This is a genomic window from Pseudomonas sp. S1(2024), from assembly GCF_046557535.1.
In genome coordinates this window covers 16,551-29,558 of sequence record NZ_JBKGFP010000087.1, presented here as the reverse complement: position 1 = coordinate 29,558, position 13,008 = coordinate 16,551, and the positions used below count along the sequence as shown (strand labels likewise).

General features: G+C 63.8%; 8 protein-coding genes. 3 read left to right on the top strand and 5 right to left on the bottom strand.

The genetic code is table 11. From position 1 onward, the window contains the following. Nucleotides 1-241 precede the first annotated feature (241 nt). Together glyA and ACLCGK_RS23965 are read right to left on the bottom strand one after the other, a co-directional pair. The gene (glyA, locus tag ACLCGK_RS23970; RefSeq protein WP_003256308.1) at nucleotides 242-1,495 is read right to left on the bottom strand and encodes a serine hydroxymethyltransferase; all 1,254 of its coding nucleotides are present in this window, start codon (nucleotides 1,493-1,495) and stop codon (nucleotides 242-244) included. 286 nt (nucleotides 1,496-1,781) lie between these two features. Then, nucleotides 1,782-5,612 (bottom strand): EAL domain-containing protein, encoded by a 3,831-nt coding sequence (locus ACLCGK_RS23965; RefSeq protein ID WP_410952058.1) that lies wholly within the window; start codon nucleotides 5,610-5,612, stop codon nucleotides 1,782-1,784. 248 nt (nucleotides 5,613-5,860) lie between these two features. On the opposite strand from ACLCGK_RS23965, the gene ACLCGK_RS23960 reads away from it, so the two are divergent. The 3 genes from ACLCGK_RS23960 to gdhA all read left to right on the top strand — a co-directional run bounded on the left by ACLCGK_RS23960 (nucleotide 5,861) and on the right by gdhA (nucleotide 9,878). After that, complete coding sequence (locus tag ACLCGK_RS23960) at nucleotides 5,861-6,262, top strand: hypothetical protein (protein ID WP_410952057.1); 402 nt, start codon at nucleotides 5,861-5,863, stop codon at nucleotides 6,260-6,262. 294 nt (nucleotides 6,263-6,556) lie between these two features. Then, nucleotides 6,557-8,224 (top strand): energy-dependent translational throttle protein EttA, encoded by a 1,668-nt coding sequence (gene ettA / locus ACLCGK_RS23955; RefSeq protein ID WP_015268893.1) that lies wholly within the window; start codon nucleotides 6,557-6,559, stop codon nucleotides 8,222-8,224. A gap of 313 nt (nucleotides 8,225-8,537) precedes the next feature. Further along, the gene (gene gdhA, locus ACLCGK_RS23950; RefSeq protein ID WP_015268894.1) at nucleotides 8,538-9,878 is read left to right on the top strand and encodes an NADP-specific glutamate dehydrogenase; all 1,341 of its coding nucleotides are present in this window, start codon (nucleotides 8,538-8,540) and stop codon (nucleotides 9,876-9,878) included. A gap of 139 nt (nucleotides 9,879-10,017) precedes the next feature. Here the strand turns inward: gdhA and ACLCGK_RS23945 are convergent, their stop codons facing one another. From ACLCGK_RS23945 to ACLCGK_RS23935, 3 genes are all read right to left on the bottom strand, one after another. Next, a complete protein-coding gene (locus ACLCGK_RS23945; protein WP_410952056.1) occupies nucleotides 10,018-10,515 on the bottom strand; it encodes a GreA/GreB family elongation factor in 498 nt (165 codons plus the stop codon). Nucleotides 10,516-10,582: 67 nt separating this feature from the next. Further along, nucleotides 10,583-10,939, bottom strand: a complete 357-nt coding sequence (locus ACLCGK_RS23940; protein WP_013970815.1) for a hypothetical protein — start codon at nucleotides 10,937-10,939, stop codon at nucleotides 10,583-10,585. A 215-nt stretch (nucleotides 10,940-11,154) separates the two neighbouring features. Next, nucleotides 11,155-13,008, bottom strand: coding sequence for a DUF4105 domain-containing protein (locus ACLCGK_RS23935; protein ID WP_410952055.1), 1,854 nt, complete (start codon nucleotides 13,006-13,008; stop codon nucleotides 11,155-11,157).

Sequence of the window (13,008 nt, the reverse complement as noted above, 5' to 3'; positions counted from 1 at the left end):
GGTAATACGAGATAGCAGCACGGTGTCGCGGTTTTTGTGGGAGCGGCCTTGTGTCGCGAAAGGACCGCAAAGCGGTCCCGGCAATCTCGATGGCGAAGTTGCAATCGTGGGGCCGCTGCGCGCCCCTTTCGCGACACAAGGCCGCTCCCACATTGACCGTATCGACTTCAAGTCTTGCAGCCTGCGTCAAACGAAAAAGCCCGGCACTAGGCCGGGCTTTTTCCTGTCAGGCAATCGCCAATCAGTTGCCGTAAACCGGCAGCTTCTTGCAGATGGCCTTGACCTTCTCACGCACGGCGTCGATCACCGCTTCGTTGTTCAGGTCAGCCAGGATGTCGCAGATCCAGCCAGCCAGCTCGCGGCACTCGGCTTCCTTGAAACCACGGGTGGTAACGGCTGGGGTGCCGAAACGCAGGCCCGAGGTGACGAACGGGGAACGTGGGTCGTTCGGTACCGAGTTCTTGTTGACGGTGATGAAGGCTTTGCCCAGGGCGGCGTCAGCGTCCTTGCCGGAGATTTCCTGCTTGATCAGCGACAGCAGGAACAGGTGGTTCTGGGTGCCACCGGAAACCACGTCGAAACCACGCTCGATGAACACGCTGGCCATGGCCTGGGCGTTCTTCACGACCTGCTGCTGGTAAGCCTTGAACTCAGGCTGCAGGGCTTCCTTGAAGCAGATGGCCTTGGCAGCGATGACGTGCTCCAGCGGGCCACCCTGGGCGCCAGGGAAGACGGCGGAGTTCAGCTTCTTCTCGATCTCTTCGTTCTTGCGAGCGAGGATCAGGCCGCCGCGCGGGCCGCGCAGGGTCTTGTGGGTGGTGGTGGTGACCACGTCGGCGAACGGAACAGGGTTCGGGTACACGCCAGCGGCAACCAGGCCGGCAACGTGGGCCATGTCGACGAACAGGTAGGCACCGACCTTGTCGGCGATGGCGCGGAAGCGGGCGAAGTCCAGAACCTGCGAGTAGGCCGAGAAGCCGGCAACGATCATCTTCGGCTTGTGCTCGACAGCCAGGCGCTCGACTTCGTCGTAGTCGATCAGGCCGTTGCTGTCGATGCCGTACTGGATGGCGTTGTACAGCTTGCCCGAGGAGCTTACCGAAGCACCGTGGGTCAGGTGGCCACCGTGGGCCAGGCTCATGCCCAGGATGGTGTCACCGGCCGACAGCAGGGCCAGGTAGACGGCGGCGTTGGCCTGGGAGCCGGCGTGCGGCTGGACGTTGGCGTAGTCGGCGCCGAACAGTTCCTTGGCACGGTCGATGGCCAGCTGCTCGACGACGTCGACGTACTCGCAACCACCGTAGTAGCGCTTGCCTGGGTAGCCTTCGGCGTACTTGTTGGTCAGGACCGAGCCCTGGGCCTCCATGACTGCCGGGCTGGTGTAGTTTTCCGAAGCGATCAGCTCGATATGCTCTTCCTGGCGCAGAGCTTCTTGCTGCATGGCTTCGAAGAGCTCGGCGTCGTACTTGGCAATGGTCAAATCACGGCTGAACATGGCGGTCCTCAAGGATCGGGGTGAATTGGGGGGGCATTCTAACCGATTGATCCGCGGCTGGCATATGAAGTGGCATCAAGTCGCGGACCAATGGGCTTCACGTTGCATCCCGCGCCGTGTCTGGGCTGGGCGGGAACTGGAGTTGACTCGCAGGTCCGTTTTTTTGGGGGCGCTGTGCGCCCCATCGCCGGCAAGCCAGCTCCCACAGGTACTGCACAGGGCTCGAGGTCTGTGCGGTCGAGGTGGGAGCTGGCTTGCCGGCGATAGGGCCAGTGCAGGCAACTGCTCAATGGAACATGAAGAGCTTCTCGTTGGCGAACTGCGCCTCGAACTGATGCGCCGGCATCGGCCGCCCGAACAGGTAGCCCTGCACCTCGTCGCAACCATGCTCGCGCAGGAACTCCAGCTGCTCGTGGGTCTCCACCCCTTCGGCGATCACCGCCAGGTTGAGGCTGTGGGCCATGGCGATGATCGCCCGGGCAATCTGCGCATCCTGTTCGCCTTCGGGCAGGCCGTCGACGAAGGTGCGGTCGATCTTCAGCACGTCGATCGGGAACTGCTTGAGGTAGTTCAGCGACGAATAACCGGTGCCGAAGTCGTCCACCGCGATGCTCAGGCCGAGGTTTTTCAGGCTGGCGAGAATCTGCATGGCTTCGTTCACTTCGCGCATCAGGATGCTTTCGGTCAGCTCCAGCTCCAGGCACGCCGGTGGCAGGCCGGTTTCTTCCAGAATGGTGGCGATGCGCGTGCCCAGTTGGCCGTCGGAGAACTGCCGCGCCGAGATGTTCACCGACACCTTGGGCACGCGCACCTTGGCCTTGTGCCAGGCCTTGAGCTGGCGGCTGGCCTCGCGCAGCACCCAGTCGCCCACGTCCACCACCAGGCCCAGTTCTTCGATCACCGGGATGAATTCGCCCGGCGGGACCAGGCCGCGGGTCGGGTGGCGCCAGCGCAGCAGGGCTTCTGCGCCGGTCAGGCGCTTGCCGTCGCCACTGAACTGCGGCTGGTAGTAGAGGATGAACTCGTTCTGCTCCATGGCATGGCGCAGGTCGCTCTCCAGCTCCAGGCGTTCCAGGGCGCTGGCGTTCATCTCCGCCTGGTAGAACTGGAAGTTGTTCTTGCCGCGCTCCTTGGCGTGGTACATGGCGGTGTCGGCGTTTTTCATCAGTTGGCTCAGCTCGCTGCCGTCCTGCGGGCTGAGGGCGATGCCGATACTTGCGGTAACGAAGAACTCGCGGTTTTCCAGCACGAACGGCCGCACCAGGCTGCCGAGGATGTTCTCGGCCACGTGGATGGCGCGGTTGAGTGCCATCTCACGGGTAGCGCGCGGTTGCAGCAGCAGGGTGAACTCGTCGCCGCCCATGCGCGCCACTGTGTCGTCGTTGTCCACGCAGGCCAGCAGGCGCTGGGCCATGTCCTTGAGCATGCGGTCGCCGGCAGCGTGGCCGAGGGAGTCGTTGATCGGCTTGAAGCGGTCCAGGTCGAGGAACATCAGCACCACCCAGGCCTTTTGCCGCTCGGCCTGCTGCAGGGCGTTGTACAGACGGTCCTGGAACAACGTGCGGTTGGGCAGGTGGGTGAGGGCGTCGTAGTAGGCCAGGCGGTGGATGCGCTGTTCGCTGGCCTTGCGCTCGCTGATGTCGGTGAAGAAACACACGTAGCTGGCCAGGTCGCCTTCGTCGTCCAGCACTGCGGTAATGCCGACCCAGGCCGGGTAGTGGTCGCCGTCGCGGCGCTTGAGCCACATTTCGCCCTCCCAGCTGCCGCGCTGGTAAAGCTGCTTCACCACGTAGCGCAGGTGGCCTTCCTGCTGCTCGTCGACGGTAAGCATGCCCGGCAACTGGTCGAGCACCTCGCTGACGGCGTAGCCACTGACGCGGCTGAACGCTTCGTTGGCCTGGACGATATAGCCCGCCGGGTCGGTGATAAGGATGGCCGAGGTGGAGTGCTCGAATACCGTCGCGGCCATGCGCAGGTCTTTCTCGGCACGGCGTTGCTGGCTGATGTCGCGGCCAACCCCGAGCACGCCTTCGAAGCGCTCTTCATCGTCCCACACCAGCACCAGGCGCAGTTCGATGGGGATCTTGCGGCCATCGGCGCGCAGGCAGTCGAAAAGGAACAGCTGGGTGGGCAGTTGGTTGCGTAGCTGGGCCAGCTGGGCCGGGTCGCCCATGGCCTTGCTGACGCGCTCCATCAGGCTGTAGATGCCGGTGAGCTGGGACGGGTTGGCGATGATCGACTGCCAGCCGTTGGCGAAGATCCAGTCGGCCTGGTAGCCCAGCACGCTTTGCACCGAGGGGCTTACGTAGTTGAGCTGGAGCAGCCTGTCGGTAGAGAAGATCACGTCGCTGATGCTTTCGGCGAGCATGCGGTAGCGCTGCTCGCTGTCGCGCAGCGACTGGCTGGCCTCGATCTGCACCGTCACGTCCTTACCCACGCCGATGATGCGAGTCACCAGGCCGTCGGCGTCACGGGTCAGCACTTGTTCGCGGATGTCGTAGCAGCGCCAGCCGCCATCACGGTGGCGGAAACGCAGCTGGCAGTGCAGCGGCTGGTCATGGCCGCTGTCGCGCTGTTGCTGGCGCAGCGCCTGGTAGTGCGTGGCATCCTCGGGGTGCAGCAGCAGCTCCCAGAAGCGCTCGCCCATCTGCGCCAGCTCGGTACGGTCGTAGCCCAGGGTCTGGCCGAGGTGGCGGTTGCTGAAGATCATGCGCTGGCTGAGCACGTCCTGCACATACAACTGGTCGGGCACGGTGCGCACCACGTCCGACCAGAAGCTTTCGCGCTCCAGCAGCGACAGCTCCACCTGCTTGCGGCTGGTGATGTCGCTGATGCTGAGGATGACCGCCTGGTAGTCGCGGCGCTGCTGCGGCAGGCGGGCCATCAGCCACAGGTGCAGCTCGCCACCCAGCGGCGCCGGCAGGCGCACCTCCAGCTCCAGCAGCGGGCGTTGCTCGATCAGCGCGTCGATCAGCTGCATGCCGATGCTGTCGCGGCCATCGCCAGTGCCATCGATCAGGCGCTGCCAGGCACCTTCGTGGCTGTCGATGTTCAACAGTTGGCGGGCGACCTGGTTGATCTCGGTGATCTTCAGCTCCAGCAGCAGCGAGCGGCGCAGGTTGGGGTCCAGGGCCAGGCTGTGTTTGAGCGCGGCACGGTTGCGCAGGTGGTAACGGTCGAGTTGGCCGGGCAGGCTGGACAGGTCGAGCACACACAAGGCCACGCCGGTGCCTTCGAAAATTTCCTGATAGCGCCGGCGGTCGTCCTGCAGCGCCCGTTGGCGGCGGCGCATGTTGACCAGGGCCAGCATCGGCAGCAGGGCGCAGAACAGCACCAGCAGGCATTTGCCGAGCAGCGCCGGCAGCAGCTTCTGTTGGGCCAGCTTGGCGTCGAACAGGCCGCGCAACTGCCAGGTACTGTTGTCGATGAAAGCCAGCATCACGCTTTGCAGCGGTTCGTTGCTGGTAACGGCCGGCGCATGGCTTTGCAGTACCTCGCCGTTGCGGCTGTTTTCCAGCAGCCACAGCGGGTGGCCGGCACCATCCAGGTGGAGGGTGAGGGTGCGGTAGTAGTCCGGCGACAGGCGCAGCAGCCAGTAGCCGCGGCCCTGTTCGGTGGCCTGGCGTAGCAATAGGTAGACGGTTCGGTTGTCGCCCGAATTGGTGAAGAAGTACGGGCTGCCCTGGTTCAGCCTAAGCAGCTCGTCAAGCAAATGGCGGTCGGGGCTGCCGGCCAGGCTGTCGGCCTGCACCTGCCCGGTAGCGTCCAGCCAGGCCATGCTCTGCAGGGCCGGCAGGCGCTCGCGAAGGGTGCCCAGCAGGCTGGGCAGGGCCGAGGGCGTCGGCGCCTTGAGGTAGGGCTGCACCACATTCACGGCCTGTTGCGCCTTGAGGGCCATGTTCAGGCTCAGGTGGTCGGCCAGTTCGGCGGTGGCGTCCAGGCTCTGTTTGCGCAGGTCGGCCTGGGTATGGTTGAACTGGGCGAACAGCTGCCACAGCAGCAGGCCCAGCAGGATCAGGGCCAGCAGCGCCAGCGCACCCTTGATCGACCCGCGCAGCGAGGCCACGGGCGCCTGTGGCGCGGAACGCAATGTCGACGGATGAGTAAGATTGGTCAAGCGTTGATCCTGCGATTGGGCTGGCGATGGCAGGGATGGATCATGCACGGTGTGTGCCGGTGTCTGGTTGCCAGACCGCGGTGGCGCACTATAAGGCCGGACACCCGAAACGGGCTAGCATGCCTAGGATTATGGCAAAGTGCCAGCCGATGTGACCGGTGGTGCCTGCCCGGTGGTTCGGCAAGCCCCTGCAACCTGTGCGAGAATAGCGCCCGCTTCAAATGACAACGCATCGGAGATGTTCGGTTTTGGTTACTCACTTTTCCTCCAATGGCCTCGATTCCGCCTGCGGGCGCAGCAGTCAGACCCTTGTCAGCACTGCCGTGACCGAGGATGTATCCTGCAAGTCTTGCCAGCGTTCGCTGAGCAAACCCGAGGCGGCAGCTGTCGCCAAGAGCAAGAGCCCATCGCTGGCTGAACTGCGCAAGACCGCCAAGGCGGCAGTTGAGCCGGCTGTTACCGTGGCCGAGGTCAAGCCGACGGCCAAGGTTGTCAGCGTGCCTGCGGCCGCCAAACCGGCAAAAGCTGCCGAGCAGCAGCCGGCTCGTAGCGGTGGCTTCAGCGTGAAGTCCGCCTGGGCCGCGCGCCTGGCCGAGCAGGGCGACCGTTGCCGCTTGCCGCGGGGCAAGGCCAAGCAGCGTCACGTCTGAGTCATCTCTGGCTGCCGTGCCGGCCTTTTCGCGGGCTCGCCCGCTCCCACAGGGATCCCTGATTGCTCAGGGCCTGTGGGTCAACCTGTGGGAGCGGGCGTGCCCGCGAAGAGACCGGTACAGGCAATAGATTCTCCCCGGTCCTACCCCCCACCATCCGCCCCTCCTATGCAACGCCGCGCGTTGGCGTAGAATGGTCGACTTTGTTCAATGACACCCCGTAAATACATCCCCCTGGCCAGCGCGCCGGGGCGATCGTCGATGTCTTTACCTATCTGATTAGAGGGCTTGGTTTTGGCTCAATACGTCTACACCATGCATCGGCTGAGCAAGGTCGTGCCGCCGAAGCGGGAAATTCTCAAGAACATTTCCCTGTCGTTCTTCCCGGGCGCCAAGATCGGCGTGCTCGGCCTGAACGGCGCGGGTAAATCGACCCTGCTGCGGATCATGGCGGGCGTCGACAAGGAATTCGACGGCGAAGCCCGTCCGATGCCCGACATCAACGTCGGCTACCTGCCACAGGAACCGCAACTGGACCCGAACAAGTCGGTGCGCGAAGTGGTCGAGGAAGCGGTCAGCGTGATCAAGGACGCCCAGGCGCGCCTGGACGAGGTCTATGCTGCCTACGCCGAACCGGATGCCGACTTCGACAAGCTGGCCGCCGAGCAGGCCAAGCTGGAAGCCATCCTGCAGGCCGCTGACGGCCACAACCTGGAGCGCCAGCTGGACGTTGCCGCCGACGCCCTGCGCCTGCCGGCCTGGGATGCACGCATCGAGCACCTGTCCGGTGGTGAGAAGCGCCGAGTGGCCCTGTGCCGCCTGCTGCTGTCGGCCCCCGACATGCTGCTGCTGGACGAACCGACCAACCACCTGGACGCCGACTCGGTGGCCTGGCTGGAGCGCTTCCTGCACGACTTCCCAGGCACCGTGGTAGCCATTACCCACGACCGTTACTTCCTCGACAACGTCGCTGGCTGGATCCTGGAACTGGACCGCGGCGCCGGTATCCCGTACGAAGGCAACTACTCGGGCTGGCTGGAAGCCAAGTCCGAGCGTCTGGCGCAGGAATCCAAGCAGCAGAGCGCCCACGAAAAGGCCATGAAAGAGGAACTGGAGTGGGTGCGCAAAGGCGCCAAGGCCCGCCAGTCCAAGTCCAAGGCACGTCTGCAGCGCTTTGAAGAAATGCAGTCGCAGGAATTCCAGAAGCGCAGCGAAACCAACGAGATCTACATCCCGGCCGGTCCGCGCCTGGGCGACAAGGTCATCGAGTTCAAGAACGTCACCAAGGGCTACGGCGACCGCGTGCTGATCGACAACCTGTCGTTCTCCATGCCTAAAGGCGCCATCGTCGGTGTGATCGGTGGTAACGGTGCCGGTAAGTCGACCCTGTTCCGCATGCTGATGGGCAAGGAACAGCCGGACTCGGGCAGCATCGAGATCGGTGAAACCGTGCAGCTGGCCTGCGTCGACCAGAGCCGCGAAGACCTGGACGGCGGCAAGACCGTGTTCCAGCAGGTTTCCGACGGCTCTGACATGATCCGCATCGGCAACTACGAGATCCCGTCGCGTACCTATGTGGGCCGCTTCAACTTCAAGGGTGGCGACCAGCAGAAGTTCGTCAAGGACCTGTCCGGTGGTGAGCGTGGCCGCCTGCACCTGGCCCTGACCCTGAAGGAGGGCGGTAACGTCCTGCTGCTCGACGAACCGTCCAACGACCTCGACGTCGAAACCCTGCGTTCGCTGGAAGAAGCCCTGCTGGACTTCCCGGGCGCGGCGATCGTGATCTCCCACGACCGTTGGTTCCTGGACCGTGTGGCTACCCACATCCTGGCGTACGAAGACGACTCGAACGTGGTGTTCTTCGAGGGTAACTACACCGAGTACGAAGCCGACCGCAAGAAGCGCCTGGGCGATGCTGCTGCCCAGCCGCACCGTGTACGGCACAAGAAGCTGGCCCAGTAAGCCGGTGTTCTGATGCACAAGAATGGGGCCCTTTGCGGCCCCATTTTTGTGCCTGGCTGGAAAGTGGTGCTGGCTTCATTCGCGGGCATGCCCGCTCCCACAGGAGCCCCTGGAACCAAGGCCTGTGATGAACCAGTGGGAGCGGGCGCGCCCGCGAATGAAGCCACCACCGACCAAGGTTTTGTATACACTTATAGAAAACGCACCAAATAATTTCAAAAAAACGACATTTCGCCCTATTCCGGTGCGATTGCTTCTTGGTACATTCCTGAAAAAAACCAATAAGTCCAATCCTCTTGGTGAGATGTCTACCATGATCGAATCTGTCGACAATTTCCTCGCGCGCCTGAAGCAACGCGATCCGGCCCAACCTGAATTCCACCAGGCTGTGGAAGAAGTGCTGCGCAGCCTGTGGCCATTCCTCGAGGCCAACCCGCATTACCTGCAGGCCGGCATTCTGGAGCGCATGGTCGAGCCCGAGCGCGCCGTACTGTTCCGCGTGTCCTGGGTCGATGACCAGGGCAAGGTGCAGGTCAACCGCGGCTACCGCATCCAGATGAGCAGCGCCATCGGCCCGTACAAGGGCGGCCTGCGCTTCCACCCGTCGGTCAACCTGGGCGTGCTGAAGTTCCTGGCCTTCGAGCAGGTGTTCAAGAACTCTCTCACCTCGCTGCCCATGGGCGGCGGCAAAGGCGGCTCGGACTTCGACCCCAAAGGCAAGAGCGACGCCGAAGTCATGCGTTTCTGCCAGGCGTTCATGAGCGAGCTGTACCGCCACATTGGCGCTGACCTGGACGTCCCGGCCGGTGACATCGGCGTGGGTGCCCGCGAAATCGGCTTCATGTTCGGCCAGTACAAGCGCCTGGCCAACCAGTTCACTTCGGTGCTGACCGGCAAGGGCATGACCTACGGCGGCAGCCTGATCCGTCCGGAAGCCACCGGCTACGGCTGCGTGTACTTCGCCGAGGAAATGCTCAAGCGCCAGGACAAGCGTATCGATGGCTGCCGCGTGGCGATTTCCGGTTCGGGTAACGTGGCCCAGTATGCCGCGCGCAAGGTCATGGACCTGGGCGGCAAGGTGATTTCGCTGTCTGACTCCGAAGGCACCCTGTACGCCGAAGCTGGCCTGACCGATGCCCAGTGGGATGCGGTGATGGAGCTGAAGAACGTCAAGCGTGGTCGCATCAGCGAACTGGCCGCGCAGTTCGGCCTGGAGTTCCGCAAGGGCCAGACCCCGTGGAGCCTGCCGTGCGACATCGCCCTGCCGTGTGCCACGCAGAACGAACTGGACGCCGAAGACGCCCGCACCTTGCTGCGCAATGGCTGCATCTGCGTGGCCGAAGGCGCCAACATGCCGACTACCCTGGAGGCTGTGGATATCTTCCTGGAGGCCGGCATCCTGTACGCCCCGGGCAAGGCCTCCAACGCCGGCGGCGTGGCCGTGTCGGGCCTGGAGATGTCGCAGAACGCCATGCGCCTGCTGTGGACTGCCGGTGAGGTGGACAGCAAGCTGCACAACATCATGCAGTCGATTCACCATGCTTGCGTGCATTACGGTGAAGAGGCGGATGGCAGCATCAACTATGTCAAAGGTGCGAACATCGCGGGCTTCGTGAAAGTGGCTGATGCGATGTTGGCGCAGGGCGTGGTTTGATCTGAGGCCGTTGGGGCCGCTTTGCGGCCCTTTCGCGACACAAGGCCGCTCCTACAGGTATCGCGCATGTTCAGAAATGACGCGGTCCTTGTAGGAGCGGCCTTGTGTCGCGATGGGCTGCAAAGCAGCCCCCAGGTCCTCAATCTTCACCAAAAACCTCAACCACTTCGATCACCTGCTCCCCCACCGGCCGCCGCCAGACCACTTCATCCCCAGGCCCTGCCCCGAGCAAAGCCCGCCCCAACGGCGAACCCCAGTTTATCAACCCCCGCCCGGCATCCGCCTCATCCTCGCCCACCAGCCGCACCACATGTTCCTGGTCCTGCGCATCGACATACCGCACCCGGCTGCCAATCTGCACCTTGCTGCGCGACGTCGCCGCCGGCACAACCTGGGCGCTTTGCACTCGCGCGCTGAAGTAGCGCAGGTCCCGTTCGGTATCCGCCAGCCGCTGCTTGTCGCCACGTTCACCTTGTGCCTGCAGTTCGCTGCGCAGGGCATTCAGCTCGGTCACGCGCTCCTGCAGCTGGCGCAGGCCACTGGCAGTGACGTAGTTGGGTTGTTCGCTGACCCGTCGCTCGACCGGCTGATCAGCCTGGGCGGCGGCCTGGTCTTCGTTGACGAATGCTCGGCTCATGCGTGGCCTCCTTTTGCAGGAGACCATCATCGCAGGCCGCCGGTTTCAAGGGATGTCCGTTTGCGACTCAGTTGTGGCGATAGGCGCGTGCGGCGTCGCGGTCCTTTTCCTGCTCCCAGTCGCGCTCGCGCTGGTCCCAGAAGCGCTCGTGGTACTGGCGCTGTTCTTCGCTGTTCTGCATGGCGTGGCACTGGCGAAAGCCGTCGTCCCAGCCGCTTTCGTACTGGCGCTCGTGCAGGTAGCGCGGCACGTCCTTGCGAAAAGCGCCGACCATCAGCCCTGCCGCCTGTCGGCCGCTGCTGCAGCCGTCCTGGAAGCCATCGGCATAGGCAGGGGGATAACCCTGGTGGACCATCTGCTCGTGGGTGGTTTCGCAACCAGACAGCAACAACGCCATGCACACGCCGAACCAGTACCGCGACATAACCACAAAACCCTCCGGTTGATACTGGAAAGTCTAGGTGGCGATTTGTCGGGGGGCCGTCAAAACAGTGTCAAAGAGTCGGTTGGTTCACACTGCTCTGCTGACCTCACTGGCCCATTCGCGGGCACGCCCGCTCCCACAGGATCACCCCAGGATTCGAGGCCAGTGCAGTACCTGTGGGAGCGGGCATGCCCGCGAAAGGCCGCAAAGCGGCCTCAGTAGTGATACCACTTCAACTCCAGCATCACCTCGTTCTGCGCCGTAGCCAGGTGGCTGAACTCTCGCGAAGCACTCAACCGCAGGCCCAGGTTCTGGCTGATCTCCCATTGCTGGTTCAGGCTCACACTGCGCCGTACTTCGCCATTGGTGAAATAATCGCCCTTGGCCTCCAGCGTCATGTTGCCCAGCCCGTTGCGCCACAGCAGCCCGCCATTGAAGCCCGCCGCCGGGGCGATGAACTGGGCAAAATCATTGTGGTGCTCGACCCGCACCGTGCCCAGGGCAAAGCCCAGCAACCCGTCGGCCAGTTGCCAGGTGCCGCCGGCCCCGCCGTTCACATGGCTTACCAGCACTTCGTCATCATGCTTGCCCGGCACGCGCTCCAGCCCGCCGGCCACCTGCCACGACCAGGGCTTGAGTAGCTCGTTGCGCGGTGTCAGCGAACGGATGGTGGCCAGGTCCAGGCGCTGCACCTGCCAGTCATTGCCTTCGTACTGGCGCAGCTTCAGCTGCAGGATCTCGATCTGCGCCCCCAGCGGGAAGCCATAGGCGTTGTCATTCAGGTCGTGGTAGGCCATGCGCAGGCCGTACTCGGCGTAGGCGCGGTCTTCGCGGGTGCCTACGCCCAGCTGCCAGGTGCGCGAGTCATGGCCGTCCTCGGGCAGGCCTGGGCGCTCGATCTGCAGGGGCGGGGGCGGGTTGCTGTTGATTGCCCGCAGCAGATCGAAGCTGCGTTTCGCCTGCCCAGGGTCGCGCTCCTGGCCATTGGCACGGTAACGCTCCAGCCGGTACGCGGCGTCCTGCACCAGCGCCTGGCGCTGGCGGGGGAGAGCCTTGAATTCGGGGCTCTGCAGTTGCCCGGTGTCGGCACTTACAGCCAGCACCTGGCGCTTTTCGTCGTGATCGAGCGGCTCGGCCCGGGCCAGCAGTTCACGTTCGCGAGAGGGGCGGTACGTCTCGCTGGCGACCATGCCTGACTGCTTCACGGCCTTCACCGTGTCGGTCGGGATGGCGGTCAGCGGGAACTGCGAGGTCAGGTCAATGCCCGGCCGGGCCACCTGCAGCAGCTCCAGCAGGCGGTACGAGCAGTTCTCATCGAAGAAGAAGTAGTCGAACTGGATCTGCTTCAGCTCCCACACATGTTCGACCATGCGCCCGGTTTCTTCCGGGGTCAGGTCCAGTTGGTACTCCCACAGGTCGCGGTTTTCCAGGCTGCGGTATTCGGACAGTTTCTCCTGGTAGGGCATCAGCGCGAACAGGCCCGGGTAGCCACCCATCAGGCCCTTCCAGGCATACAGGATGCTGTTGTCGCTGCCTTCGATGTAGGCGCCGAAGTTGATTGCGTAGCTCAGCAGCGTGGTGTCGTCGCTGCGGGTGTTGGACTGGTCGATGCGCAGCAAGGTGTGGCCGAACATCGATGACGGGCTGTTCAGGTAGGCCGCCGGGAAGATCAGCGCCGCACTGTGTGGGTCGATCGACTGGTACCAGGTGGTGAACTCCTGGCAGTCAGGTTGCGGCAAGTCTTGCAGGTCGAGCTGTTCGCGCAGCCAGCGGGTGCGCGCCGGGAATACGCACTGGGCATGCTTGTCGCCGAGGCTGGCCGGGGCGTACAGCGCTTCGACCGTGGCTTTCAGTTCCTGGTCGGGGTGGTGCGCGCCATCCTCGGCGAGGAAGAACGCATCATCATCCACGTAGCTGCGCCAACCACCCAGCTTGGCGGTTTCGTAATGGCCCAGGGCAATCCAGTAAGGGGTGTTGGCCAGTTGCTGGACACGGCCTTGGTCCAGCACGGGCGCGGCATGAACAGGGGCGCAGGCACACAGCGCCAGGCATACGAAGCGTTTGAGCAT